The organism is Arthrobacter sp. NPDC058192 (genome assembly GCF_042883665.1).
Classification (GTDB): Bacteria; Actinomycetota; Actinomycetes; order Actinomycetales; family Micrococcaceae; genus Arthrobacter.
Map to the genome: position 1 here is coordinate 124,947 of NZ_JBHVVJ010000005.1, position 26,473 is coordinate 151,419.

24 protein-coding genes are annotated in these 26,473 nt (G+C 67.5%); 12 read left to right on the forward strand and 12 right to left on the reverse strand.

Annotated features, from left to right (window positions below; all coding sequences use genetic code 11):
- Positions 1–115 precede the first annotated feature (115 nt).
- The 3 genes from ACFVVK_RS07005 to ACFVVK_RS07015 are packed head-to-tail and all read left to right on the forward strand — an operon-like array spanning position 116 to position 3,389.
- On the forward strand, positions 116–1,390 hold the full coding sequence (locus ACFVVK_RS07005) for a glycosyltransferase family 4 protein (protein ID WP_390265319.1): 1,275 nt from the start codon (positions 116–118) through the stop codon (positions 1,388–1,390).
- Positions 1,387–2,415, forward strand: coding sequence for a GDP-mannose 4,6-dehydratase (gmd, locus tag ACFVVK_RS07010; RefSeq protein ID WP_390265321.1), 1,029 nt, complete (start codon positions 1,387–1,389; stop codon positions 2,413–2,415). Before ACFVVK_RS07005 ends, gmd begins: the two co-directional genes overlap by 4 nt.
- A complete protein-coding gene (locus ACFVVK_RS07015; RefSeq protein ID WP_390265324.1) occupies positions 2,415–3,389 on the forward strand; it encodes a GDP-L-fucose synthase family protein in 975 nt (324 codons plus the stop codon). The genes gmd and ACFVVK_RS07015 overlap by 1 nt, the downstream gene beginning before the upstream one ends.
- Before the next feature lie 42 nt (positions 3,390–3,431).
- Here ACFVVK_RS07015 and galU read toward each other — a convergent pair whose 3' ends face one another.
- The 7 genes from galU to paaA form a co-directional block, all read right to left on the reverse strand.
- Positions 3,432–4,322, reverse strand: a complete 891-nt coding sequence (gene galU, locus ACFVVK_RS07020; RefSeq protein ID WP_390265327.1) for a UTP--glucose-1-phosphate uridylyltransferase GalU — start codon at positions 4,320–4,322, stop codon at positions 3,432–3,434.
- A 97-nt stretch (positions 4,323–4,419) separates the two neighbouring features.
- On the reverse strand, positions 4,420–5,199 hold the full coding sequence (locus tag ACFVVK_RS07025) for an enoyl-CoA hydratase/isomerase family protein (protein WP_390265330.1): 780 nt from the start codon (positions 5,197–5,199) through the stop codon (positions 4,420–4,422).
- A gap of 41 nt (positions 5,200–5,240) precedes the next feature.
- On the reverse strand, positions 5,241–6,467 hold the full coding sequence (paaE, locus tag ACFVVK_RS07030; protein ID WP_390265333.1) for a 1,2-phenylacetyl-CoA epoxidase subunit PaaE: 1,227 nt from the start codon (positions 6,465–6,467) through the stop codon (positions 5,241–5,243).
- A 16-nt stretch (positions 6,468–6,483) separates the two neighbouring features.
- On the reverse strand, positions 6,484–7,041 hold the full coding sequence (paaD, locus tag ACFVVK_RS07035) for a 1,2-phenylacetyl-CoA epoxidase subunit PaaD (protein WP_390265621.1): 558 nt from the start codon (positions 7,039–7,041) through the stop codon (positions 6,484–6,486).
- Between the two features lie 11 nt (positions 7,042–7,052).
- Positions 7,053–8,000: a 1,2-phenylacetyl-CoA epoxidase subunit PaaC gene (gene paaC, locus ACFVVK_RS07040; RefSeq protein WP_390265336.1), complete on the reverse strand. Its 948-nt coding sequence runs from the start codon at positions 7,998–8,000 to the stop codon at positions 7,053–7,055.
- Complete coding sequence (gene paaB, locus ACFVVK_RS07045) at positions 7,997–8,410, reverse strand: 1,2-phenylacetyl-CoA epoxidase subunit PaaB (RefSeq protein WP_390265339.1); 414 nt, start codon at positions 8,408–8,410, stop codon at positions 7,997–7,999. Before paaB ends, paaC begins: the two co-directional genes overlap by 4 nt.
- Positions 8,407–9,444 carry a 1,2-phenylacetyl-CoA epoxidase subunit PaaA gene (gene paaA, locus ACFVVK_RS07050; protein WP_390265342.1) on the reverse strand — a complete coding sequence of 346 codons (1,038 nt, stop codon included), beginning with the start codon at positions 9,442–9,444 and terminating at the stop codon, positions 8,407–8,409. Before paaA ends, paaB begins: the two co-directional genes overlap by 4 nt.
- 189 nt (positions 9,445–9,633) lie before the next feature.
- Here paaA and ACFVVK_RS07055 point away from each other — a divergent pair, with 189 nt between their 5' ends.
- The 3 genes from ACFVVK_RS07055 (at position 9,634) to ACFVVK_RS07065 (ending at position 12,589) form a co-directional block, all read left to right on the forward strand.
- Positions 9,634–10,272: a low molecular weight phosphatase family protein gene (locus tag ACFVVK_RS07055; RefSeq protein ID WP_390265345.1), complete on the forward strand. Its 639-nt coding sequence runs from the start codon at positions 9,634–9,636 to the stop codon at positions 10,270–10,272.
- A gap of 91 nt (positions 10,273–10,363) precedes the next feature.
- Positions 10,364–11,422 carry an LCP family protein gene (locus ACFVVK_RS07060; protein WP_390265348.1) on the forward strand — a complete coding sequence of 353 codons (1,059 nt, stop codon included), beginning with the start codon at positions 10,364–10,366 and terminating at the stop codon, positions 11,420–11,422.
- Positions 11,423–11,497: 75 nt separating this feature from the next.
- Positions 11,498–12,589, forward strand: coding sequence for an LCP family protein (locus tag ACFVVK_RS07065; RefSeq protein WP_390265351.1), 1,092 nt, complete (start codon positions 11,498–11,500; stop codon positions 12,587–12,589).
- Between the two features lie 46 nt (positions 12,590–12,635).
- Here the strand turns inward: ACFVVK_RS07065 and ACFVVK_RS07070 are convergent, their stop codons facing one another.
- Positions 12,636–12,971: a hypothetical protein gene (locus ACFVVK_RS07070; RefSeq protein WP_390265354.1), complete on the reverse strand. Its 336-nt coding sequence runs from the start codon at positions 12,969–12,971 to the stop codon at positions 12,636–12,638.
- A gap of 282 nt (positions 12,972–13,253) precedes the next feature.
- Between ACFVVK_RS07070 and ACFVVK_RS07075 the strand changes: the two genes are divergently transcribed.
- The gene (locus ACFVVK_RS07075; protein ID WP_390265357.1) at positions 13,254–15,482 is read left to right on the forward strand and encodes a S9 family peptidase; all 2,229 of its coding nucleotides are present in this window, start codon (positions 13,254–13,256) and stop codon (positions 15,480–15,482) included.
- A gap of 55 nt (positions 15,483–15,537) precedes the next feature.
- On the opposite strand, the gene ACFVVK_RS07080 is transcribed toward ACFVVK_RS07075, so the two are convergent.
- Complete coding sequence (locus ACFVVK_RS07080; protein WP_390265360.1) at positions 15,538–16,008, reverse strand: hypothetical protein; 471 nt, start codon at positions 16,006–16,008, stop codon at positions 15,538–15,540.
- Positions 16,009–16,318: 310 nt separating this feature from the next.
- Here ACFVVK_RS07080 and ACFVVK_RS07085 point away from each other — a divergent pair, with 310 nt between their 5' ends.
- Together ACFVVK_RS07085 and ACFVVK_RS07090 are read left to right on the forward strand one after the other, a co-directional pair.
- Positions 16,319–17,077 (forward strand): peptidoglycan-binding protein, encoded by a 759-nt coding sequence (locus tag ACFVVK_RS07085; RefSeq protein ID WP_390265363.1) that lies wholly within the window; start codon positions 16,319–16,321, stop codon positions 17,075–17,077.
- A gap of 7 nt (positions 17,078–17,084) precedes the next feature.
- Positions 17,085–19,643 carry a hypothetical protein gene (locus tag ACFVVK_RS07090; RefSeq protein ID WP_390265366.1) on the forward strand — a complete coding sequence of 853 codons (2,559 nt, stop codon included), beginning with the start codon at positions 17,085–17,087 and terminating at the stop codon, positions 19,641–19,643.
- A gap of 156 nt (positions 19,644–19,799) precedes the next feature.
- On the opposite strand, the gene ACFVVK_RS07095 is transcribed toward ACFVVK_RS07090, so the two are convergent.
- Together ACFVVK_RS07095 and ACFVVK_RS07100 are read right to left on the reverse strand one after the other, a co-directional pair.
- Positions 19,800–20,363, reverse strand: coding sequence for a GNAT family N-acetyltransferase (locus ACFVVK_RS07095; protein WP_390265369.1), 564 nt, complete (start codon positions 20,361–20,363; stop codon positions 19,800–19,802).
- Positions 20,364–20,476: 113 nt separating this feature from the next.
- Entirely contained in the window at positions 20,477–21,646 is a 1,170-nt protein-coding gene (locus ACFVVK_RS07100) for an acetate kinase (protein ID WP_390265372.1), read from the reverse strand.
- A gap of 383 nt (positions 21,647–22,029) precedes the next feature.
- Between ACFVVK_RS07100 and ACFVVK_RS07105 the strand changes: the two genes are divergently transcribed.
- Positions 22,030–23,172 (forward strand): globin domain-containing protein, encoded by a 1,143-nt coding sequence (locus ACFVVK_RS07105; protein WP_390265375.1) that lies wholly within the window; start codon positions 22,030–22,032, stop codon positions 23,170–23,172.
- On the forward strand, positions 23,159–23,674 hold the full coding sequence (locus tag ACFVVK_RS07110; protein WP_390265378.1) for a DivIVA domain-containing protein: 516 nt from the start codon (positions 23,159–23,161) through the stop codon (positions 23,672–23,674). Before ACFVVK_RS07105 ends, ACFVVK_RS07110 begins: the two co-directional genes overlap by 14 nt.
- Positions 23,675–23,683: 9 nt before the next feature.
- Here the strand turns inward: ACFVVK_RS07110 and pta are convergent, their stop codons facing one another.
- A complete protein-coding gene (pta, locus tag ACFVVK_RS07115) occupies positions 23,684–25,822 on the reverse strand; it encodes a phosphate acetyltransferase (protein WP_390265381.1) in 2,139 nt (712 codons plus the stop codon).
- A gap of 91 nt (positions 25,823–25,913) precedes the next feature.
- Here pta and ACFVVK_RS07120 point away from each other — a divergent pair, with 91 nt between their 5' ends.
- Entirely contained in the window at positions 25,914–26,462 is a 549-nt protein-coding gene (locus ACFVVK_RS07120; RefSeq protein ID WP_390265383.1) for a hotdog fold thioesterase, read from the forward strand.
- The last annotated feature ends 11 nt before the right edge of the window (positions 26,463–26,473 follow it).

The window sequence follows — 26,473 nt, forward strand, 5'->3', positions numbered from 1 at the left end:
GGAAGACAAGTGGTCGGTACTCGTGCCGGGGCTGACTTGCCGCTCATAGGATCATCACCAGCACCCGGATTTTCCTATCAGGATCACAAGTTTCTACCAGTATTTGGCGGTCTCATTGGCAAGAATCACCATCATCGGGCTAAATTACGCTCCGGAGCGGTCCGGTAATGCTCCGTACACCACAAACCTGGCGAAAAACCTCGCCGCTGCCGGCCACTCCGTGAGTGTTCTGACGGGCTATCCGCACTACCCTGAATGGCAATGTCATCAGGGCTACGACGGCTGGAAGAAAACGGAGTCCCGTGACGATGTCAGGATAAAGAGGCTTCGTCACTATATTCCAAGAAAGCCCACCGGTTTCCGGAGAGTTCTGATGGAACTGACTTTCGGGTTGCGGGTTATCGCCGCCCGCTGGGACGAGCCCGATGTCATTGTCTTGGTTAGTCCCGCGCTCATCTCCACGGGCCTGGCGGCCGTCTGGGCCCGGCTGACCAAGAAGAAGACGCCTTGCCTTATTTGGGTGCAGGACCTGTACAGCGCGGGCGTCGTGGAAACAAGCATGGCAACCGGCCGGTTGGCGCGCCTGGCCATCCGGCTGGAGTCAACGATTCTGGGCCGTGCCGACGGCATTGTGGCCATTCACGAACGGTTCCGCAGGTACATCGCCGACGCCTTGGACATTTCCGATCGCAAAGTCCGAGTCATCCGGAACTGGACCCACCTGCCGCCGGCCCCGGCCGCAGGGCAGCAGGATCTCCGAGAAAAGCTCGGCTGGAATAACGACGACACGATTGTTCTCCACGCCGGAAACATGGGCAAGAAACAGGGACTGGAAAACGTCGTAGCAGCCGCACGCCTGGCAGAAGCAGGCAACAGCGCTGTGCAATTCGTCCTCATGGGAGACGGAAACCAGCGGGCGGCACTGGAGGTGGCCGCCGAAGGAATACGCAACATATCCTTTGTCGATTCACTTCCGGACGCTGAGTTCCAAACTGCACTTACCGCCGCGGACGTCCTGCTGGTGAACGAACTCCCCGGCGTAAAGGAAATGTCGGTGCCGAGTAAACTCACGTCCTACTTCAATGCGGGCGTGCCGGTTCTCGCAGCCACAGACCGGGGCAGCGTTACCGCGGAAGAAATCGCCGCCGCCGCAGCCGGAGTTCGTGTCGATGCAGATAATCCAGCCGCCTTAGTGGCAGCCGCCGAGGTGCTCGGCTCCGACAAGAACCTTTCCCGTGAACTCGGGGGAAACGGCCTGAGGTTTCGGCAGTTAACACTCTCCGAAGCAACAGCTATGGCCAAGTACAACGAATTTATTCACAGCTTTATTCAGGCGGGCAGCCTAAAGCCCGCGCACTTGATTCTTTCGCACATATGGGGGACAAAATGACCAAGCGCGCACTTATCACCGGCATTACGGGCCAAGACGGTTCTTACCTGGCGGAACTGCTCCTGAGCAAGGGGTACGAGGTACATGGCCTGATCCGCCGGGCCTCGACGTTCAACACCTCCCGAATCGATCACCTCTACGTCGATCCGCATGACCCCAATGCCAAGCTGTTCCTCCATTACGGGGACCTGAGCGATGGTGCCCGCCTCGTTACGCTACTGGCCCAGATCAGTCCGGACGAGGTTTACAACCTGGCCGCCCAGTCCCACGTTCGCGTTTCGTTTGACGAGCCCGAACACACGGCCGACACAACTGGCGTCGGCACCATCCGGCTCCTGGAGGCCGTGCGGATGTCGGGCATCGAAACGAGGTTCTATCAGGCGTCCTCATCCGAGATGTTCGGAGCAACGCCCCCTCCCCAGAACGAAGAGACGCTCTTTTATCCGCGGTCGCCCTATGGCGCGTCCAAGGTCTACAGCTACTGGATCACCAGGAACTACCGCGAGGCCTACGGAATGTTCGCGGTGAACGGCATCCTCTTCAACCATGAGTCTCCCCGCCGCGGCGAAACGTTCGTAACTCGCAAGATCACCCGCGCCGTCGCTGCCATCAAGGCCGGCAAACAGGACCTGCTATACATGGGTAACCTCGACGCAGTCCGCGACTGGGGCTATGCCGCAGAATACGTAGAAGGCATGTGGCGCATGCTTCAGGCCGACGAGCCGGAGGACTTCGTGCTCGCGACTGGCGGCGACTATACCGTCCGCGACTTCCTGCGGATCTCTTTCGATCATGCGGGCCTGAAGTGGGAGGATCACGTGCGCTTCGATGAGCGGTACCTCCGTCCGACCGAGGTTGATGCCCTGATTGGCGACGCCTCCAAAGCCCAGGAAATACTCGGATGGAAAGCCTCCGTCCATACGCCGGAACTCGCCCGCATCATGGTGGACGCCGATATCGAAGCCCTTAAGCACGCGGGAGACAGCTGGATCGACGGCGTGGACCTCGAGAGCTGGAAAAACTAGTGGGGACCGAGGTCCCCTTCGAGCCCGCCCCCTTGGACCGTGCAGGGACGTTCTACGTGGCGGGCCATCGCGGGCTGGTCGGCTCGGCAATCTGGCGGCATCTCGAGGACCAAGGATTCACGGACCTGGTCGGGTGCACCTCAGAGGAGCTGGACCTGAAGAACCGGGCCGGCGTCTTCGAGTTCTTCGCTGCCACCAAGCCCCGCTACGTTGTGCTCGCGGCAGCCAAGGTGGGCGGCATCCTGGCCAACAGCACCTACCCCGTGGACTTTCTCAGCGACAACCTTCGCATCCAGGTGAATGTTCTGGACGCGGCACGTGAGCACGGGGCTGAGCGACTTCTGTTTCTGGGTTCGTCCTGCATTTATCCGAAGTTCGCGGAGCAGCCCATTCGAGAAGAATCCTTGCTGACCGGCCACCTTGAACCCACCAATGATGCTTATGCAATAGCGAAAATTGCGGGCATCATGCATGTCCAGGCCATCCGACGCCAATACTCGTTGCCCTGGATCTCGGCGATGCCGACGAACCTTTATGGGCCCGGGGACAACTTCTCGCGGGAGGGCTCGCACGTTCTTCCCGCCCTAATCCGCCGGTTCGACGAGGCTGCGGCTGCGAAAGCCAGGAGTGTCACAAACTGGGGGACGGGTTCGCCGCGGCGGGAATTCCTGCACGTGGATGACATGGCGTCGGCCTGCCTGCATCTGCTGGAGCACTATGACGGAGCGGCCCAGGTCAATGTGGGGACGGGGACGGACGTCACGATCAAGGAGCTGGCCTCCATCGTGGCGGAGGCTGTCGGTTACGACGGACGGATATCCTGGGACGCAGCCAAGCCCGACGGCACGCCGCAGAAGCTGCTGGATGTATCCAAGCTCGCCGACGCAGGCTGGTCGGCCCGGATCAGCCTGGCCGACGGGGTCAAGAGCACCGTCGAATGGTACAGGGCGAACAGCGACCGCCTCAGGGCCTGAACCCCCGATGGACTGATCGGTCAGCTTCCCTGGGTTGACCGATCAGCTGAGGAAGTCCTTCATCCAGGCCCGGAGCTCTTCGCCGAACTCCACCCGGTCAGCGGCGATCGAGAGGACGGCCTTGAGGTAGCTCAGTTTGTCTCCGGTGTCATACCGGCGGCCCTTGAAGACCACCCCAAATACGCCGCCGCCTGCGCAGTCGGATACGGCGAGGGTCTGCAGCGCATCGGTGAGCTGGATTTCGCCGCCACGGCCGGGCGGGGTGTCCTCCAGGACGTCGAAAATCTCCGGATGCAGGACGTAGCGGCCGATCACGGCCAGGTTGGACGGCGCGTCGGCGGCGTCGGGTTTTTCCACCAGGCGGTTGATTCGAACGTGGTCCTGTCCCCGCACTGCCGAGATGTCGGCACAGCCATAGGCGCTTATTTGCGCCGGGTCCACCTCGATCAACGCGACGACGGAACCCCCGGTCCGGGCCTGGACCTCAATCATGGCAGTCAGCAGTTCGTCCCGCTCATCGATCAGGTCATCGCCCAACAGGACGGCGAACGGCTCGTCCCCCACGTGCTGGCGGGCGCACAGGACAGCGTGGCCGAGGCCCTTGGGGTCGCTCTGGCGCACGTAGTGCAGCGGGCCCAGGCTGGAGGCGTGGCGGACGGCTTCCAGCCGGTCGGTGTCGCCCTTAAGTTCGAGCGCCCTCTCCAGTGCGGGCTCTCGGTCGAAGTGGTCCTCCAGCGCACGCTTCTGGCGTCCGGTCACCATCAGCAGATCGGTCAGCCCGGCCCGGACGGCCTCTTCCACCACGTACTGGATGGCCGGCTGGTCCACCACCGGAAGCATCTCCTTGGGCATGGCCTTTGTCGCCGGCAGGAAGCGCGTTCCCAGTCCGGCGGCAGGTATGACAGCCTTAGTTACAGTTTTGCCCAGAGTCATAACCGAACTTTACAAGCGGCTACGGGAAATGAGAATGCCTCGGGGCAAAGACGAGTAGCGCTTCAACCCGGGCCGGCACCGCCTGTGCGGTCGCCTGTCAGCCCTTGAAAACCGGGCTGCGCTTCTCCTGGAAGGCACGGAAACCCTCGGCATAGTCCTCGCTCTTGCACAGCCGCGCCTGCTCGGCGTTCTCTTCTTCCATGGCCGCCCACAATCCCAGCCGCTGGTCCCGGATGTGCGCCACGAGCTCCTTGCTGGCCCGGAACGCTCCCGTCGCGCCGGTGGCCACCGTGGCCACGATCGACCGGGTGGCCTCGAGCAGGTCCGCCGCGGGCATGGCCCGGCTGAAGAGGCCCTGCGCCACGGCATCGGCGCCGCTCATGAGTTCGGCCGTATAGATCAGGTCCAAGGTCCGGTGCATGCCGAGGCGTTCGCTGAAATACCAGTGCCCGCCGGAATCGAGGGTGGCGCCGAGCTTCGCGAACGGCGAGCCGAACTTGGCGTTTTCCGCCACGTACACCACATCCGTGGCCAGCAGCAGGCCGAGCCCGACGCCGAGGCAGGCGCCCTGGGCGGCGGCGAAGGTGGGCGCGGGGAAGGCGCTCATTTTCTTCAGCAGGGGCTGGACGAGGCCGCCCAGGTATGCCTGCGCGTCGTCGCTTTCCGGGGTCACGCCCGCGATGTCGCGGCCGGCGCAGAAGGCGCGCCCCTCGCCGCGGAGCAGCAGGGCCCGCACCTCACCGCGTCCGGCGGCGTCAGCGGCATCGTCGTACGCCCGGGAAAGATCCGCCAGGGCCTGCTCGTCGAGGGAGTTCAGCTTGTGCGGCGCGTCGAGCACTACTTCGGCGACGCCGCCGTCGATGGAGAGGGAAATCATGGGGCTCCTTGGTTGGGAAAGGCCTGGCGGTTGAAGGAAACCTAGACGTCGAAGTCGACCGTGACTTCCGGGGTGGTGGGGTGGGACTGGCAGGTCAGGACATAGCCCTTGTCGAGCTCGTCCTGCTCCAGGGCGTAGTTCTCGTCCATGGTCACCTTGCCGGTGACGACCTTGGCGCGGCACGTGCCGCACACGCCGCCGGCGCAGGCGAACGGCACGTCGGGGCGGACCCGGAGGGCGGCGTTGAGGATGGATTCCCGGGCGTGGGTGGGGCTCGCGACTTCGCCCTGCAACCCGTCCAGCTTGAAGGTGATCTTGTACGTGTCCTGCGACTCATCGGCGATCACGGGCCGGCCGATGTTGCCTTCGGGGCGGTCCGGCTTGCCGGAGGTGAACAGTTCGAACCTCACGTGCTCCGGGGCGACGCCGCGCGCGGCAAGGGTGTCCCGGCACAGCTGGACGAGTTCGAACGGCCCGCAGAGGAACCATTCGTCGACGTCGTCCGCGTGGATGGCGGTGCCCAGCAGCGCCTGGAGTTTCTCGGCGTCGATCCTGCCGCTGAGCAGCGGCGCGATCCGCTGCTCGCGGGAGAGCACGTGGTGCAGCGCCAGCCGGGACGGGTACTTGTCCTTCAGGTCCGCGAGTTCCTCGAGGAACATCACGTCCATGGCGGCCTTGTTGGCGTAGATGAGGTCGAAGCGGGTCTCGGGGTGGGCCGCCAGCAGGGTGCGCGCGATCGCGATGACGGGGGTGATGCCGGAGCCGGCGGCGATTGCGACGAAGGAACCGGGCTCCCCCGCCAGCTGTTCCGGATCGTTCATGGAGGTCATCACGTTTTGCTCCACGGACCTGCCGTCGCGGCCGTGCTTGGAGACGAAGGCGCCCATGGGGCTCATGACATCCAGGACGTCGCCCGCCTTGAGTTCGGCGTTGGCCCAGGTGGAGAACTGGCCGCCGAGGTCTTTCTTGATGGCCACGCGGATTTCGCTGCTGCCGTCCGCGAAGCTGCGGGGTTCGGCGCAGATGGAGTAGCTGCGGCGGATCTCGTGCGGCTGCCCGTCGGCGTCGGGCAGGGTGGTGCGCAGGGCCACGTACTGGCCCGGGAGGTAGTCGTATTGTCCCGCGAGCCCGGCCGGGACCGCGAACGTCACCTCGATGGCGTCGTCGGTGAGCCGGCGGACCTCGTCTACCGTCAGGGAGTGAAAGGACGCGCGACGGCGGCCGGCGGCTGCGGCCGACTCCGCGGCGGTCTGGCGGACAACAGTCATTTCAGGCACCTGTTCCTTACAAAACTTTGAAGTAGTCGAACGGTTCCTTGCAGTCCTGGCACACGTAGAGCGCCTTGCAGGACGTGGAACCGAAGCGGGTGAGTTCTTTGGTGTTCAGCGATGAGCACTGGGGGCACTTGACGGCGAGCGAGAGCCGGACCGGGCCGGCGTGCCGGGAGGCGTTGGAATGGCCCGACGGCGGGGCGATGCCGTAGCGCTCGAGCTTGGCCCTGCCGGCCTCGCTCATCCAGTCGGTGGTCCAGGCCGGGGACAGGACCAGCTCCACGTGCACTGCGGGATAGCCCGCCGTCGCGAACGCCGTGGTCAGGTCATCGCGGATGGCGTCCATGGCGGGGCAGCCGGAGTACGTCGGCGTGATGGTGACCTGGACGGCCGGAACCATGCCGCCGTCGTCGAACAGTTTCACGTCCCGGAGGATGCCCAGGTCGGCGATGGTGAGGACGGGGATCTCGGGGTCGCAGACGGTGGCGGCCACCGCCCAGGCCTTCTCCTGGGCGGTGTTGCCCTGGGCGGCGGTGCGGCGATGCGCGGTTTCCGGCTCGGAGACAAACATTTCCATGGCGCCTACCAGCTGGCCCCGGGGTGCTCGCGGGCGAGCACCTGCATCTCGGCGAGGATGTAGCCGAGGTGTTCTGAATGCTTGCCTTCGCGGCCGCCGCCGCGCGCGGCCGGCACCTGCGGAGCCTCCAGTTCCGCCTCGGCCAGCACCTCACCGGTGAGCCGGTCGAAGTCCTCGCGCAGGCTCGACGGCTGCGGCGCGGCACCGGCTGCGCTGAGGCGGCCGGTGAGCTCGTCGTCGCGGAAAAGCTCATCCACGTAGGGCCAGATGACCCTGAACGCGCGGGTCATCCGCTGGCGTGACTCGTCGGTGCCTTGGGCCAGGCGCAGGACCCACTGGGTGCTGTGGTCCCGGTGGTAGTCCACCTCCTTGACCGCCTTGGCGGCGATGCCGGCCAGGGTGGCGTCAGTGGAGGAGGCCAGCCGGCGGTAGAGCTCGAACTGGTAGTAGCTGACCACGAACTGCCGGGCGATGGTGACGGCGAAGTCCCCGTTGGGCTGTTCGAAGAGCTCCACCGAGCGGAATTCTTGCTCGCCGCGGAAGTAGGCGAGGTCGTCTTCGCTGCGCCCGTCCAGTCCGCCGGCGTAGCTGAGGAAGGACCGGGCATGGCCGAGCTGGTCCAGGGCGATGTTGCCCAGGGCGACGTCCTCTTCAAGCTCGGGGGCCCGTGAAATCCAGTGCCCGAGCCGCTGGGCCAGGATCAGGGCGTCGTCGCCGAGCCGCAGGGCGAGCTCCGCTGCATCTTCGTCCGGCATGGCGGTGCCGCGGCTGACCGCCAGCGCGATGTCTTCGGGGCGCAGGGCGTTGCCCGGGGTGATCCGGGTGGCGCTCGCGGTGCCGTCGCCGCTGGCCCCGGCGCCGGACACGCCGACGGAGATGTCGCCGTGGCCGCCGTCCTGCTGGTCTGCGTGCGCGTCTGCGCTGGCGGGGACCGCCGTTTCGGGAGTGCTCACAGGTGCTTCACTCCCTCGCTCTTGGTGTAATACGTGGCGTGGCGGTAGTCCTTGCCCTGCGGCGACTCGAAGAATGCGCCCTTGGCGTCGGGGTCGCTGGAGGCGATGGCGTCCGCGGGGACCACCCAGATGGATACGCCCTCGTTGCGGCGGGTGTAGAGGTCCCGGGCGTTGCGCAGTGCCATTGCCGCGTCGGGGGCGTGCAGGGATCCGGCGTGGACATGGGAGAGGCCGCGGCTGGAACGGACGAACACTTCCCAGATCGGCCAGACGTTGCGGCCCGCGGCTCCGGCCTGGGCCTCCGCCGCTGCCGCCGCCGGGGTGGCGGGGCCAGCGGGGACCTTCGCCGCCTCGTTTGCTATTTCGGCGGCGGAACCGGCCGGAGCTTCGGGGTTGCCGTGTGGGCTCATGCTGCGTATTCCTTCTGCTTGGCGGACTGTTTTGCTACCTGTTTCGCCGCATACGCGGCCGCTGCTTCACGGACCCAGGCGCCGTCATCGTGCGCCTGCCGGCGCCGTTCCAGCCGCTGGGCGTTGCAGGGGCCGCGGCCGGCGAGGACTTCATGGAATTCATCCCAGTCCAGCGGCCCGTGCTCCCACTTCTTGGTTTCGTCGTTGAACCGGATGTCCTTGTCCGGCAGGGTCAGGCCGAGGACCTTGACCTGTTCCATCATCATGCCGACAAAGCGGTTGCGGAGCTCGTCGTTGCTGAACCGCTTGATGTTCCAGGCCATGGACTGCTTGGAGTTGGGCGAATCGTCATCCGGCGGGCCGAACATCATCAGGGCCGGGGCGTACCAGCGGTTCACGGCGTCCTGTGCCATCTGCTTCTGCTCGGGGGTGCCGTGGGAGAGTTCCAGGAGGATCTCAAAGCCCTGGCGCTGGTGGAACGACTCTTCCTTACAGACGCGCACCATGGCACGTCCGTAGGGGCCGAAGGAGGCCCGGCACAGCGGCACCTGGTTGGCGATCGCGGCGCCGTCGACCATCCAGCCGATGGCGCCCATGTCGGCCCAGGTCCGGGCCGGATAGTTGAAGATAGAGGAGTACTTGGCCTTGCCGTCCATCAGGTCCTGCATCATCGCATCCCGCGGCTGGCCGAGGGTCTCGGCGGCGGAGTACAGGTAAAGCCCGTGGCCGGCCTCGTCCTGGACCTTGGCCATCAGGATGGCCTTGCGCTTCAGGCTCGGGGCGCGCGAGATCCAGTTGGCTTCTGGCTGCATGCCGATGATCTCCGAGTGCGCGTGCTGTGAGATCTGGCGCAGCAGGGTCTTGCGGTATGCCGGGGGCATCCAGTCCCGCGGCTCGATCCGGGAGTCTTCCGCCATGACCCTGTCAAAGTAGGCCTGGCCTTCAGCATCACGCCGGGCCACATCTTCCGGGCTCTGTTCGTGGCGTGCCGGCGCTGGCTCGGCGGGCACTGACTGCAGGGTCTGCGATGCCATGGTTGCTCCTAATGCATTTCCGATAAATAATTACCGACCGTTCGTTCAGGATATGCGGGCAGCTGGAGATGCGTCAAGCACCGGCCCCGCCGCCGACGCGGCGGCGGGAGGGCAGCCGTGTTAAGTTGTTTGTTAGGGATCGCGAGGGATCGCGCCGACCTGCCAGCAACTCCGGAAAGAACCCGCACCGTGGAATCGCCTATGCCTGTAAGAATCCTCACCGTCTGCACCGGCAATATCTGCCGCTCCCCCGCGGCTGAACGCTTGCTGCAGGGTGGACTGGACAGACTGCTCCCAGGAGCCTTCGATGTGAGCAGCGCCGGCACCCGGGCCATGGCAGGCGACGCCATCCAGCCATTGTCCGCCGAGATCATCCGGCGCCTCGGTGGAACAGCGGAAGGATTCGCCGCCCGGCAACTCACCCCGGCGATCCTCCGCGAGGCCGACCTAGTGCTGACCATGACCGCCCGGCACCGGAGCGAAGTGATCCAGATGGATGCCTCCTTGCTCCGGCGCACATTTACCGTCCGCGAGTTCGCGCGACTGCTGACAGCGCTGGAACAGCGGGACAGTATGCGTGCTCCCGGGGCTGATCTGGTGGGCCTCTGGCGCGAATTGCCCGCCCAGGCCGCCGCAGTACGGCACCTGGCCCTCGCTGCGGACGCGTCAGAGAACGACGTCATCGACCCTTACGGCCGCGGCCCGGAAATATACCGGCAGATGGAAAACGAGCTCGCGCCCGCCCTCCTCACCATCCTGCGCTTCGCGCGGCTGAACACGGAACGATCAGACTGGGCCGAAGCGGACGTGGCTGGCACCCGGAAGTAGTGATCGCCGTGCCCGGTGTACTGTATTGGGGGCCGCCACCGCGCCTTCCGGCGCCTCCGGGCATCAGGGCCCGGCCGATTCAAAGGAACACATGACTCATCCGATCGACAGCGAAGAAATCACCGCCGAGACGCGTTCCCGCGGCCGCCGGCCAGGCAAGAAACGCAAGGGCCGCGGGGTCCTGATCGCCGTCGCCGTGGTGGTGGCGCTCGTCGCGGTAGTGGCAGGCGGCTACCTCTTCAACCTCGCCCACACGTTCGACTCCGCCAGCAGCAAGATCGAGCAGGCCTTCCCGGAGGAGTCCACGCGCCCGCAGAAAACGGGCACGGCCATCAACATTCTCGTGATGGGCAGCGACAGCCGTGGAGCCACGGAGTCTGACTCCGCGGCCGGAACTCCCACAAACCAGCGCGCGGACACGCTAATGCTCATGCATATCCCTGCGGACCGTAAGAACATCTACACCATGTCCATCATGCGCGATCTCTGGGTGAACATCCCCGGGCACGGCGAGGCGAAGATCAACTCGGCACTGGCCCTTGGCGGCACGCCCCTGATGGTGCAGACCGTCGAGTCGATCTTCCAGCAGCGCATCGACCACGTGGCGATGATCGACTTTGAGGGCTTCAAGGGCCTCACCGACGCACTGGGCGGCGTGACCGTGAACATCAAGGTGCCGTTTACCTCGACCGCACTGCCGGGCCAGTCCTTCGCCCCGGGCCAGCACACTTTTGACGGAACGCAGGCTCTGGCCTTCGTCCGCGAACGCCATGCCTACGCCGACGGCGACTACCAGCGGGTCCGCAACCAGCAGGAGTTCCTGCGGGCCATCATCAAGAAGTCGATCGCAGGCCAAACGCTGAGCAACCCGATCACCATCAACAACATGGTGGGTGCCGTCTCGCCGTTCGTCACTGTCGACAAGTCCCTGGATTCCGGGGCAGTGGCGGCCCTGGCGCTTGAGCTTAAGGACATCCGCGCGCAGAACACCGTCATGTTCACACTGCCCACCGGTGGCATCGGAACGTCCTCGGACGGCCAGTCGATCGTGCTGACCGACCCAAACGCCATCCAGCACATTTCTGCGGCGATGACCTCGGACACTCTGGGCGAGTACGTCGCGGCGAACAAGTTCGAGAACGGGAACTGATGCCCGCCAGCTGAGCCCGCGGGAGAGGCCCTTGGACCCATAGTCCGCGCCGGGCCGCGGTGGTAACGTCCGGTCATGGAGAACGCTCCGGAGCCCGATGCCGCGGCTTCCGCGGCGTCGCCGCCCCCTCCCCCGCCGGGCGAAGCCAGCCACCGTCGCCGTCGGATCATCCTGATTCTGGGGGTCCTGCTCGCGCTCACCGTCGGTGGCGCCGCCCTGGCGTACCTTCTCGCCCCGCCCCGGCCCGGCGCCCCCGCGACGGGCGGAGTTGAACTGCCGGCGGCCGCGCCCTCGACGCCGGCCAGCCCCGCGCCGTCGACGCCGACCCCCAGCCCCAAGCCTCGCCCCGTCGCGGTCAATATCCTGCTCGTCGGCAGCGACAGCCGGGTCAATGCGCGGGCGGCGGCGGCCGCCGGCACCGCCTCCGACCAGCGCGGGGACGCCCTGGTGTTCATCCACCTGCCGGCGAACCGGCAGGGAGTCTACGGCATCTCCATCATGCGCGACATGTGGGTCGATATCCCCGGCCACGGCAAGGCGAAAATCAACCTGGCGCTCGCACTAGGCGGGCTGCCCCTGATGGCGCAGACTGTCCAGGCGCTGTTCGGCCAGCACATCGACCACACCGTAATGCTGGATTTCCAGGGCTTCGCGGCTCTGACCGACGCACTTGGCGGAGTCGACGTCGACATCAAGCAGCCGTTCACCGGCACCGTGGATGACAGGGTGCACTTTGCGGCGGGCGTGAACCGGCTCAACGGGGTCCAGGCCCTGGCCTTTGTCCGCGAGCGCCACGCGTTCGCTGACGGCGACTACCAGCGGGTCCGGAACCAGCAGACGTTCCTGAAAGCCGTGATGGCCAAGATGGCGGCCGAAAGCAGACTGACGGACCCCGCTACCGTCCGGAAGCTCATCAAAACGGTGCTGCCGCATGTGACGCTGGATCGGAGCTTCACTCCGGCGTCGCTGGAAGACCTCGTTTTCAGCCTCCGCGGTGCGGCGCCCGGACGGGGAGTGTTCTTCACCCTCCCGACCGCCGGCACCGGTTTCAGCGCCGACGGCCAGTCGATCGTGCTGCCCGACAAGTCCGGCATCGCGGCTGTGTCGGCCGCGTTGGCCGCGGGGCGGCTCCCGCAGTACGCGGCCGTCCACCGCCTCGGTAACTGAGGTCCGGCGGAGCGGGCTTTCGATTGCGGAACTGGCGCTCCCGGCCCTACGCGGCGAGCCCCAAGGCCCTGGCGCGGCTACTGATCGGGGTGTCCCCGGCCGGGGCCAGGACGCTGATCTTGCATTCTGACTGGAGCGGATCGATGGCCCGCGGCAGATGGTGGGAAGCGGAGCACTCCTGCAACTGCTCCAGGGCCGCCGGCTCTACCCAGGCGTTGCTGACGTCCACCACCAGGCGGAGCCCTTCCTTCAAATGATTGGCTCGCTTTACCACCACATACAGCGCCTGGAGGCTCTTGGCCGTCACATGGCCCTGCGCTGCTACTTCTGCCTGACCACAATCGAGATCAAGCCGGACTAGGACTCGGAGTTTGTCGTTCAAAGGCTTCCCCTGTTCGTGCTCCTGGCCGCGACGCTGCGGCCGAGTACTCCTGGCCGCGACGCTGCGACCGAAGTCCAGCCTAGGGAGGCGGTGTGACGCAGGCAACATTTTGCTTCATATCCCGAAAGGGGGCGTTATCTTCGGCTTTATAGGCCCGGAACTGTTGATTGCCGGGTCAGGGGTGCGGTAATGGCGCTTCGCCGGCACGGCAGGGAGCACGGCGGCGCTCGCCCGGTAGCGAACGCGCCCCGCCCGCGCCGCCTGGCTTTATATATTGGGTCCATGACCCAGACTCCCGTGCAGCCCACCCCGCAGCCTCCCGTCGCCCGGAAGGTGCCCTCGATGCGCACCCACCATGGCGACTCGTTCGAGGACAACTACGAATGGCTGCGGGACAAGCAATCCGCGGAGGTGGTGGACCTCCTCAAGGCCGAAAACGCCTACCAGGAGGTGGTGACGGCGCACCAGGGCCCGTTGCGCGAGGCCATCTTCCAGGAAATCAAGGGCCGCACCCAAGAGACGGACCTCTCCGTTCCCAACCGCAAGGACGGCTGGTGGTACTACACGCGCTCGGCGCAGGGCAAGGAGTACGGCATCCACTGCCGGGTGCGCGGCCAGGACACCGGAGACCGTGTTGCGGACTGGACCCCGCCGGCCGTCGAGGCCGGCGTCGGGATCCCCGGCGAGGAAGTGCTCCTCGACGGCAACCTCGAGGCGGAAGGCAAGCCGTTCTTCGCCGTCGGCGGGGCCGCCACGACCATCGACGGCACCCTCTATGCCTACGCGGTGGACAACGCAGGCGACGAACGCTTCACGCTGCGCATCAAGGACCTGCGCACCGGCAAGTTGCTGCCGGACGTGATTGAGAACGTCTTTTACGGCATTTCCTTTTCCCCCGATGGCAGCCGGATCTTCTATACCGTGGTGGACGAGTCCTGGCGGCCGTACCAGGTGAAGTCGCACGTGCTCGGCACCCCCGTCAGCGCTGACGAGGTCATCTACCAGGAGGACGACGTCGCCATGTGGCTTGGCTTCGAACTCTCGGCCGACCGCAGGCACCTGGTGCTGAGCATTGGCTGCTCCGAGTTCAGCGAAACCCGGCTGCTGCGCTTTGATGACCCCGACGCCGGACTGCGCACCGTGATCTCCCGCGACGAGCGCATTCTGTACGAGGCCGAGCCGTTCCTGCTGGCTGACGCCGCCAGCGCTGGCGCTGGCGCTGGCCAGGAGCGGATCCTGCTCACCCACAACAAAGACGCCATCAATTCCATGGTCTCGCTGGTGGACCCGGACGAACTCGCAAAGCCGCTGGCCGAGCAGCACTGGAGCACCGTCGTCGCCCATTCAGACCAGGTCAGGGTCAACGGCGCCGGCGTGACCTCGACGCACGCCGTGGTCTCGGTCCGCAAGGACACCATTGAACGGGTGCAGGTCCTGGCCTTGGCCGGGCTGGGCACGGCCGACCAGGGCGCCGCGGTGGAGCCGGCCTTCGACGAGGAGCTGTACACCGCCGGCGTCGCGAGCTCCGATTACGAGGCGCCCGTGATCCGGATCGGCTATACCTCGTACTTCACCCCGTCCCGGGTCTACGACTTCGTCCTGCCCACCCCGGAGCTGCCTGCGGGCGAACTGCTGCTGCGCAAGGAGAGCCCGGTGCTGGGCGGCTACTCGCCGTCGGACTACGTCGCCACCCGCGAGTGGGCCACCGCCGCGGACGGGACAAAGATCCCGCTCTCGGTGCTCCGCCACGCGTCGGTCCGGCAGGATTCGACGGCGGCCGGCCTGGTGTACGGCTACGGCTCCTACGAGTTGAGCATGGATCCGGGGTTCGGGATCCCCCGGCTGTCCCTGCTGGACCGGGGCGTCGTGTTCGTGATCGCGCACATCCGCGGCGGCGGCGAGCTGGGCCGGCACTGGTACGACGACGGCAAGAAGCTGCGCAAGAAGAACACGTTCACCGATTTCATCTCGGCCACGGACTGGCTCGCCGGATCCGGCTGGGTGGATCCGGGCCGGATCGCCGCGATGGGCGGTTCCGCGGGCGGGCTGCTGATGGGCGCCGTCGCGAACCTCGCACCGGAAAAGTATGCCGCGATTGTTGCCGCGGTGCCGTTCGTGGACGCGCTGACCACCATCCTGGACCCCGAACTGCCGCTGTCGGCGCTGGAATGGGAGGAATGGGGCAACCCGATCACGGACCCGGAGGTGTACGCGTACATGAAGTCGTATACGCCGTACGAGAACGTCCGCGCCGTGGCCTATCCGAAAATCGCCGCGGTCACGAGTTTCAACGACACCCGGGTGCTCTACGTGGAACCGGCCAAATGGGTGCAGCGGCTGCGTGAAGTGAACACCGGCAGCGAGCCGATCGTGATGAAGATCGAGATGGAAGGCGGCCACGGCGGCGCCTCGGGCCGGTACGTGCAGTGGCGCGAACGGGCCTGGGACTACGCGTTCGCCGCTGATTCCTTGGGCGCCACGGAACTGCTGCCGGGGGCCGGGCTGAAGTAAAGCACCCTCCCCGGCCCTCATTGCCGGCCGTGGCTGGCCCGGGGTCTGGATTAACTCAGGGCCGGGCTTCACCTGGGGCGGCGTCCGGGTCGGGGTTCACCCCGCTGCTGCGCTGCACATTCGGGGACGGCGCCGGCTCGTCATCGGCCGGCCGCAAGGAGAACCAGATCGCAATTCCGGCGGTTACCGCGACGGCCACCGCCCCGGCAATCAACCATGCTTTCCCGGACGGCGTCCGGCTCGTCGCTACCGGGGCAGCCTTCGGCGCAACCCGTTTCAGGCCCTCGTGAACACGGGGAGCCAGAGTTTCCACTCCGCCGGCGAGCTCGTCAGCGAGCCGCCGCAAACCGGCCTGGATCCTCGGGGACGCAGATTCAACCCCGGAATCGAGCCCCGCCACCACTCGTTGCAGTGCCGCCTCGACCCCGGGAGTGGCCCACTCCCTCCCCTTGGTGAGCTGCGACAAGAGATTCTCTGAAAGATGGCGGACCTGATCCGCCTGGGCCGTAGGTGTTGCCGTGCGCATGGGTGCCTCCTCGATGAGTTGGATCCACCTAGCCTACGGCGGCCGGCGCCGTCGAAACAGGCCCCTCCCGGCGGCAGCGTTGGCGCTGGATCCGGCACTTGACCGGACCGGTTACGACCTGCAGCCGGTCCAGCGGGTCCTCATTACCGTCGCCGGCGCCGGGAAGCACCCCGGCCCGCTATGTACAAAAAATTGGTCACCATGCTTACTATTTACTGGCATATGGCACTCCGAACGTGGAACCTGCCCGCTGGGGGCGGGGCGTCGGAGGGTCCGGACCGGGCACACTGTGCCGGAGATGGAGTTTGTTATGAGCGCTGAGCAGGAACTGACCCCGCTGACCGATGATGAGCTGATGGCGCAGGGCGGAACGGCCCTTCCCGCGAAGGAAGTCGCCTCCGTCCTGGACCTTAACGCAGACCTGAACCTGGGCATCAGTGCCGCAGCACCGATCGACCTCGGCGTAGCAGCCAACGCCAACGTCGCCGCACCGATTGGTGCCGGCGCGTCCGCCAACGTCCTGTCCCTCGGTTCGGAATCCCAGGCGCTCGCAGACCAGGGCACCATCATCAACCAGGGCATCACGGGCGACGCCACGGCGCATTCGGTGCAGGACAGCACCCTCGACCAGGCCGCGGGGACCACCGGCGCCGATGGAACCGCCGACGCCGGGGCCGCCACTGCCGCGGATGCTCCCGCCGCGTCCACCGCCGGGGCCGCCCTTCCAAGCGACCCTTCGGGCGTTCTGCCGGACGGGACGGTCCCGGATCTGGGGGGCGCCTTGCCGGCCGACGTGCCCACGGCTGCCGGCGCCGCGGGCGCACTCAATGGCAATCTGCTCAACGTCGACGTGAATCTGGACGCCAACGCCGGCATTGCGGCGCCGATCAACGGTGCCGTGGCCGCCAACGCCAACGTCGCCGCGCCGATCGATGCGGCCGTCGGCGCCAACATAGGCTCGGTCGACAGCAACGCGTTCGCCGTCGCCCAGCAGGATGCCATCATCAACCAGGACATCCACGGCAATGCCACGGCCTCGGCTGACCAGCAGTCCAACCTGAAGCAGTAGCACCAAGATGAGCACTGTGCACGGAGGGCCGTCCGGGCAGGACGGCCCTCCGATCCCGTCTGCCACTGGCACCGGAACTGCCGCCGCGCGACCCGACGCGGGTGCCGGACCCCTTGCCGCACCGGGCACCGGTGCCGCCGGCCCGGCGTCGTCCGTGGCTACCGGCCAGCGCCCGGTGCCCGTGCAGGCCTCCGGCGTCCAGCTTCTCGGCGGCACGAAAGGCTCCGGGTACAAGGAGGCGCCCTCCCTGGTGCGGCGCGCCGACGGCCAGACCATCCAGCTGACCCGCCTGCTGTATCTGGTGCTCGAGGCCATCGACGGCCGCCGGGGCCTGGATGAGATCGCCGAGCACGCGAGCAGCAGGTTCGGCCGGCTGGTCAGTGCCGACAACGTGCAGACGCTCATCGACTCCCAGCTTCTCCCCCTCGGACTCCTGCGGCTGGCGGACGGTTCCGAGCCGGAGGTCAGGAAATCGAACCCGCTGCTGGGCATGCGCTTCCGGTGCTCCGTGACGGACCCCGACCGCACCCGCAGGCTCACGGCACCCTTCGCCGGGCTGTTCAACCCCTTGATCGTGGTGGCCGTGACCGCGGCCTTCCTCGCCACGTGCTGGTGGGTGCTGATGGTCAAGGGGCTGGCCTCGGCCACCCATGAAGCGTTTGCCAACCCCGGCCTGGTGCTCCTGATCCTGGTGGTCACGGTGTTCTCGGCCGGCTTCCACGAGTTCGGCCACGCCGCCGCCGCCCGCCGGGGCGGCGCCACCCCCGGGGCCATGGGAATGGGCCTGTACCTGATGTGGCCAGCCTTCTACACCGACGTGACCGACTCCTACCGGCTGGATCGGGGCGGCCGCCTCCGCACGGACCTGGGCGGCCTGTATTTCAACGCCATCGTGGCCGTCGCGATCATGGGCCTCTGGTGGGCCACCGGGTTCGATGCGCTGCTGCTGGTGGTGGTGACCCAGATTCTTCAGATGGTGCGGCAGCTGATGCCGATGGTCCGCTTCGACGGCTACCACATCCTCGCCGACGCCACCGGGGTCCCGGACCTGTTCCAGCGCATCAAACCCACCCTGCTGGCCCTGGTTCCGTGGCGCAAGACAGATCCCCAAGCCCGGCTTCTCAAGCCCTGGGCGCGAGCCGTCGTCACCATTTGGGTGCTGGTCACCGTTCCCTTGCTCCTTTTCAGCCTTGTCACGATGGTGCTGACGCTGCCGCGCATCCTTGGCACCGCCTGGGACAACGGCTGGAAGCAGCAGGCCATGCTCTCCCATAGCCTCTCCACCGGGAACGTTGCCGACGCCGCCGTCCGGGTCATCGCGATCGCCTGCATTGTCCTGCCGGTCCTGGGCATCTTCTACATCCTGCTGCGGCTGGTCCGGCAGTCCGCCACCGGCCTGTGGCAGAAGACCCGCGGGAAGGCCTGGCAGCGCGCCACCGCGCTCGCCGCCATCGCGGCGGTGGTGGCCGGCCTCGCGTGGGCGTGGTGGCCCGGCGCTGAGACCTACCGCCCGGTCCAGCCGTACGAGCGCGGCACGCTGGCCGATGCCACCGCTGCCGTGTTCCCGGCTGCGGCGGCGGGCCGGCTCGCAGAGGGCCAGGCCGGGCGGACCGTTGCCCTGTGGCCGGAAGGCGCCCGCAAGCCGACCCGCGACGAGCCCCAGCTGAGTATGGTCCTGGTGCCGCGGCAGCCGGCCCAGGCCGCAGCGGCAGGCGGCGGCACCGGCGGCCCCGTGGCGGCGCCGGCTGCCCCTTCCTGGGTTTTCCCCTTCGACAAGCCCGCCGCCGCCAAGGACGACGGCAACCAGGCCCTCGCGGTGAACACCACTGACGGTTCGGTGGTCTACGACGTCGCCTTCGCCCTGGTCTGGGCGGACGACGGCGACACCGTGGATACCAGGAACGAGGCCTACGCCTTCGCCAACTGCCGGGACTGCGCCGCCGTGGCCGTGGGCTTCCAGGTGGTCCTGATCGTGGGCCAGGCCGACGTGGTTGTCCCCGAAAACCTTTCCGCGTCCGCCAACTACAACTGCCTCCGCTGCCTCACCTACGCCCTGGCCAGCCAGCTTGTCCTCACCTTGGACGGGCCCCTGAGCGCTGACGGCATGTCCAAGCTCGACGCGTTGTGGCAAGAAATTGCCGCCTACGGCCGCGACCTGCGCAACGTCCCGCTCTCGGAGATCCAGGGCCGGCTGAGTGCCTACAAGGAACAGCTCATGGCGGTCATCAAGAGCGATCCCAGCGCCACCCCGGCAGGATCCGCCGGCCCGGCCGCGACGCCGGCGGGCACGCCCGGGGCAACTTCGGGCGCGTCACCGGCAGCAACCCCCGGCAGCACGCAGGGCCCGGCCCCGGCCAGCACCGGGACCGCGACGAGCACGGCGCCGGCCGGCAGTACGGCGCCGACCGTTCCCGAGCCGGGCACCGGCGCCACGGTGCCGGCACCGTCAGAGCCCGCAGAGACAGGGCAGCCCGGGGGCGCCGGTACGGAACCGGCGACTGCACCGGCTTCCACGCCGGGCACGGCCTCACCCGCCACGACCGCTACCGCACCTCCCGCTCCCTAGGTCATCCGGATGGTGGCGCTCCATCCCAGTTGCTGGCGGCCGGAACCGATTCCGGGCCCGCGGCACCCCGGGATTCCTGGGGTCCGGGGTTCTCCGGGCAGAAGCAACTGGGCGGGAGCGTCGGCCCCGAAGTTCAATCCGATGAGTGTTGCCCGGCTAGCGGGCCTTCCATTCGTCGGCGAGGAGGGCGTACACCACTTCCGTGGCCCACTGCCCCTTGTAGTGCCACTTGTCCACCTGGCGCGATTCCAGGCGCATGCCGAGGCGTTCGCAGAGCGCCGCCGAGGCAGTATTCAGGGCGTCCAGCTTGGCGTCGATGCGGTGGAAGCCCAGATCCTCAAACCCGAGTTTGAGCATTGCCCGGGCGGCCTCAGCGGCGATTCCTCGTCCCCGGGCCTCCGGGGCCAGACTCCAGCCGATCTCGGCCTGCCCGCACCCCTCCAGCCACTTCAGCACCACCTCGCCGAGCAGGCCCGGCGTATCGGCGGCCTCGATGGCCAGCGCCACCCAGTCGCCTTCCTTCTCGAAGGCAAAGTTGGCGTACCGGCCCACGGACTCCATGGACTTGGTGTAGCTCTTCGCCTCCCCCGGCAGGAACCGCGCGGTCTCGGGCAGCGAGTGGTAGGCGTGGAAGGCGTCCAGATCCCCCGCCTCGAAGCGGCGCAGGACCAGGCGCTCGGTGCGGAGGGGCAGCGGCGGCAGAGGTTTGGGCTCGGTCATCCCCTAACGCTACCCATCCATTGCTCCCCACCGGCCCCCTCGCCCCGCAAGCTCGGCCAGGGAACCCTGCCGGCGTGGGCCCAAGGCGCCGTTTTGAGCCGACTAAAGGGCACCTACGGAGCAACCGACGCGTGGGCGACGACGGCGGCCGTCGCCTCGGCGATCGCGCGTTCCTCGTCGGTGGGGACCACGAGCACCGGCAGGGCCGAGCCAGCAGTGGAGATCACGCGCGGATCCTTTGAGCGCTCACGGTTCAGGCCGGCGTCGAGCTCGACGCCGAGCGCCCCCAGCCGCTCCGCCACGAGGGTGCGGAACTGGTGCGAGTTCTCGCCGATACCGGCCGTGAACACGAGCGCCTTCGCGCCGCCGACGGCCACGTGGTACCCGCCGATGTACTTCGCGAGCCGGTAGGACGCGACGGCCAGGGCCATGGACGCCTTGGCATCACCGGCTTCCGCGGCCTCCACCACCGAGCGCATGTCGTTGTTTCCGGCCAGGCCCTTGAGCCCGGACTGCCGGTTCAGCATGGAATCGATGTCTTCCGGGGACCAGCCGGCGCGGCCGAGGAAGACCAGGATCGACGGGTCGAGGTCCCCGGAACGGGTGCCCATGACGAGCCCCTCCAGCGGGGTGAATCCCATCGAGGTGTCGATGGACTGGCCGCCGCGGATGGCCGTGACGGACGCGCCGTTGCCAAGGTGCGCGATGACGGCGTCGAACTCCTCCACCGGGACATCCAGCAGTGCCGCGGACCGGTGGGCGACGTACTCATGCGAGGTGCCGTGGAACCCGTAGCGGCGGATCCCGTGGTTCGTGTACAGCTCGTCGGGCACCGCATAGCGCCAGGCGTGCTCGGGCAGGGTGCGGTGGAAGGCGGTGTCGAACACGGCAACCTGCGGCAGTTCGGGCCACTTCTTCGAGATCGCCCGGATGCCCAGGACGTTGGCGGGGTTGTGCAGCGGCGCGAGCGGGTTCAGCCGTTCGATGGCCCGGGTGATCTCGTTGTTGACCAGCACCGGCTCGGCGAAGCGCTCCCCGCCGTGCACCACGCGGTGCCCGACGGCGTCCAGCGCCCGGTCCCCGAGCGCCTCGTGGATGTCCGCGTCCACAAGTTCGAGCGCCTCTGCGTGGTCCCGCGGGCCCTCGATCTCGCCGTCGCCCTCGCCGCCGGCGCCCATTCCGATCTTCTCGACCAACCCTTCGGCGAGCACGCTGCCGGCCTCGACGTCGCGGACCTGGAACTTGAGCGAAGACGAGCCGGAGTTGATGACGAGCACGAGCATGGGGCCTCCTAAGCCTTGGCTTCGACGGTTGCAGCTGACGGGGGTCGAGGATCTGGCTTCACCGCGGAGCCTGGCGCAGCGCTCCGTAGAACCCACTATAAGTTGCCGGGCTCACACCGGGCCGAATGCGGGTCTCCGGAACGGGCCGATCCGGGGCAAAAGCCGAGGTGAGAGCCCGGAGCCGGGCCTGAACGGCCCTCCCGAGATGCGGCGGAAACGGCTCCGGCGGCGGCGTGGACGCCCTCAATCCGTTGGACCCGCCCACCGGCGGTGCGGTAAGTTTGCCGCGGTGCTTTGGGGGGCCCGCTCCGCCGCACCGGCGGAGACCGACCCCGACAGAAGGACTTTTGATGGATGCCGTTGGGCTGAAGAGGACTTGGTCCATGGCAGCCGCGCTCGGGGACGAAGTCCCCATGTACTTCTATTCCCACTTGTTCCTGTCGCACCCGGAGCTGCGCGAAATGTTTCCGGTCGCGATGGCCGGGCAGCGGGACAAACTCTTCGCCGCCCTCGGACACATCGTGAGCCATGCGGACCAGATCGACGAGGTGGCCGGGTTCATCGGCCAACTCGGCCGCGACCACCGCCGCTTCTCGGTGGAACCTGAGCAGTACTCCATGGTCGGGTCTTCTTTCCTGGCGACCCTGCAGAAGTACCTCGGCCCGGAATGGACCCAGGAGGTCGCGCAGTCCTGGGCTGACGCCTACGGACTGATCGCCAAGGTCATGGTCATGGCCGCCGAGGAGGCCTCGGACACCACGCCGCCGTGGTGGGAAGGCGAGGTCACCGCCGTCGAGCGCCGCAGCCTGGACGTCACGGTCCTGGAGGTCCGCGTCGCGGACGGCTTCACCTACTCGCCCGGCCAGTCGGCCGCGGTGGAGGTCCCCGCCCTCCCGCGGACCTGGCGCTACCTGAGCCCCGCCAACGCCCCCCGCGCCGACGGCACCCTCGAACTGCACGTCCAGCTGATTCCCGGCGGCCTCTTCAGCACCGCCGCCGTCCGCCGGACCAAGGTCGGCGACACGGTGCGCATCGGCGCCCCCGTCGGTGACCAGCTCGCCCTCGAAGGTCCGCGGGATTTGCTCATGGTTGCCGGCGGGACCGGGCTCGCCCCGATGGCCGCAATGGTCGACGCCGTGCGGCAGCAATGGGACCAGACCGGCAGCGGGCCGCGGGTGGACCTCTTCCACGGGGCCCGGGTCCCGTGGAACCTCTACGACCAGCAGCGGCTCGCCGAGCTCGCCGCGCGGGAGCCGTGGTTCAGCTACCACCCGGTCGTCTCCGATGACGCGACCTTCCCCGGCGCCCAGGGCTACGTGGGCACCGTGGCAGCGGCACACCCCGAAGCACCCCGCCGCCTGGCCCTCGTGGCCGGATCAACGGCGATGGTCGGACACACCATCAGCGAACTCGTCGCGGCGGGCACGCCGCGCGCCGACATACGGTACGAAGACTACGCAGGGGTCGAGGACAACTCCTCGGCCACCGGCGCAGACCAGGGAGAAGTAAACCATGAGCACCGCTAACCCAGAACGCCGCATCAGCCCCTCCGACATCCGCGACGCCTCGTTCGAGGTGGTGGGCCGCGGCTACGACCAGCAAGCCGTCCACGAGTTCCTTCGGACCATAGCCGACCAACTCGAGGCGGACCTGCGCCAGCCCGGCTCAGCAAGCCCGGCAGCCAAGGACGAGATGGTCAAGGTCATCACGCAGGCGCAGATCCTCGCGGAGAAGTTCGTCGCCGAGGCCGAACAGTACTCCAAGGACCTCGTCGCCAGCGCCCGCACCCAGTACAGCGAGATCCTGCGCCGCGCCGAGGACTCCGCCGCCACCCGCCAGGCCGTTCCGGTCCCGGCTCAGAGCACGGCCGGCGACACCAACCCCATCCAGGAGATCGAGTACGTCCGCACCTACACCAAGGTGGCCCAAGTCCAGCTGCGCGCCGTGATCGACGCCCTGGCCGAGCAGGTGGACAAACTCGGCGACCTCCCCCTAACCCGCACCGACCGCCCCGACGACAGCCGCTAACACGACGCACTACCCCCCGGCGCGCCCCGCCTCCACGGGCAACGCGTCGGAGTCTGGCGTCCCGGCCGGCGCGCCGGTCACCGACTGGGCCTGGATGGCGGTGATGGCCACGGTATTCACGATGTCCTCCACCGTGCAGCCGCGGGAGAGGTCGTTGACGGGCTTGCGCAGACCCTGCAGAACGGGCCCGACGGCGACGGCCCCGGAAGACTGCTGCACCGCCTTATAGGTGTTGTTGCCGGTGTTGAGGTCAGGGAAGATGAACACGGTCGCCTGGCCGGCGACCGAGGAGCCGGGCATCTTGGATGCGGCGATGGCCGCGTCGACGGCGGCGTCGTACTGAATGGGTCCTTCCACGGCCAGGTCCGGGCGGCGGGATTTGACCAGCTCCGTGGCCTGCCGCACCTCGTCCACGGCCTCGCCCGCGCCGGACCCGCCGGTGGAGTAGGAGAGCATGGCCACGCGGGGGTCCACGCCGAACTGGGCGGCCGTTCCCGCCGAGGCCAGGGCAATGTCCGCCAGCTGTTCCACATTCGGGTCCGGGTTCACGGCGCAGTCACCGTAGACCAGCACGCGGTCCGGCATGAGCATCAGGAACACGGAGGAGACCAGTTTGACGCCCTCGCGCGTCTTTACGAACTCCAGCGCCGGCCGGATGGTGTGCGCGGTGGTGTGCGCGGCTCCGGACACCATCCCGTCCACCACGCCCAGCTGCACCATCATGGTGCCGAAGTAGCTGCCGTCCAGCATGACCTCCAGCGCCCGGGCGAGGTCCACGCCCCGGTGTGCGCGCAGTTCCGCGTACTTCTGCGCGAACTGCTGCCGCAGCTCCGAGGTGGCCGGATCGATGATGGTGATGCCGTTGAGGTCGATGCCCTGGGTGGAGGCCAGCTCCCTGACCTCGGATTCGTTGCCCAGCACCGTCAGGTCGCAGACGTCCCGGCGGTGCAGGATCTCCGCGGCGCGCAGGATCCGGACATCCGTCCCCTCGGGGAGCACGATGTGCCGGCGCTGGGAGCGGGCCCGCTCGATGAGCTCGTGCAGGAACCGCAAGGGCGTCATCCGCTCCAGCCGCGGCAGGTGCAGGCGTTCCACGAGCTCGGCCTCGTCCACGCGCCTGGCCCAAAGGCCGAGGGCCGAGGCCACCTTGCGGCGGTGGCCCGACCAGATTTCGCTGCGCACCTCGGCCACCTGCTTGGCGGTGGTGTAGGTGTCATCCGACCCGGCAAAGACGGGGAACGGCGCCTGCGCCAGCAGCGAGTAGATGTTTGGTTCAGGGGCCAGGCCGCCGGTGAGGATCAGCGCCGAGGGCACCGGAGATTCGGGCGAGAAGGAGGACGCCAGGCACGCCACCATGACGTCCGCGCGGTCACCCGGGACGATCACCAGCGCGCCGTCGTCGAGCACGTGCAGGAAGTTGGCCACGTTCATGGCCGCCACCTTGACGGAGTGGACGTCCCGTTCCATGTCCGGGCGACCTGCCACCTGGCGGATGCCCAGGGCGGTGGCCACCTCGCCGGTGGTGGGCCTGGCAATGTCCTCCAGCTCGGGGAAGATGTAGACGGGCCGGCCGGAGGCGCCGGGCTTCAGGGCCGCCGCAATGGCATCCACGTCCTCCGGGTCTGCGCGGTTCACCATGATGGCGAGCAGGCTGCAGCGCTCCGCGGCGAGTTCCTTCCTGGCGACCTCGACGGCGTCGGCGGTCTCGGCTACCGTGCGGTCTTTCGCCCCCACCACCGCGACCACGGGAGCGGCCAGGTTGTTGGCCAGGCGGGCATTCAGGTCGAACTCGACGGCGGCATCCTGGCCCGTGAGGTCGGTCCCCTCCACGATCACTACGTCGCAGTGCCTCGACATCTCGGCGAAGATTTCCACGCAGCGGGCATCGATTTCCGCCCGGTTTCCCTCCGCGAGGAGACCGCGGACCTCGGCGAACGTCAAGCCGCCGCGGCAGCGGGCGTCGTCGAGGTCGAACCGTGACTTCATGAGGGCAACCATCGGATCCGCAGCGGCATCGGCGCCGTGGACGACGGGCTTGAAGAAGCCGATCCGGTCCGCGTGCCGGTGGAGCGTGTCAGCCAGGCCCAAGGCTATGAGGGACTTGCCGGAGCCCGGGGTGGTCGCGCTGACGTAGATTCCTTTGGCCATGTGTCCCAGCATACTTACACCTCTTGACAGCGGGCACCGAAATGGGATTACCTAATGAACATTCGGTAAATAAAGCTGGAGGCAACGACGCATGGCTGAACTGACCATTTCCGGTGACACCCACCCCATCCTGAAAGACGACTACGCCTCCGAATGGATGGGCATCAAGGTGCTGTCAGTGGGCGACGGCCACGCCACGGTCCGGATGACGCTCCGGCAGGAGATGCTGAACGGTTTCGGCATGGCGCACGGCGGCATGGTGTTCGCCTTCGGGGACACGGCCTTCGCCCTCGCCTGCAACCCGGCCGAGCCGGAGGCCGACACCATCACGGTTGCCGCCGGCGTCGACATCAACTTCCTCAAGCCGGCCTTCCGGGGCCAGATCCTCACGGCGGTGGCCACACGCCGCGCCAGCACGGGGCGCAGCGGCCTGTACGACATCCAGATCTACGCCGCCGATCCCGGCGCTGCCCCAACCCGCTCCACCCCTTCAACCACGGCAGCGCCCACCACCGGCGCGGCTTCCCCTACCGCTGGCGCGGGCCCCGCGGCTGCCGCAGCAGATATCCCCCCGGCCGCCTATCCGGGCGAACTCATCGCCGAGTTCCGTGGCCGCAGCCGCACCATCTCCAAGAAATAGAAGCAGGGAAC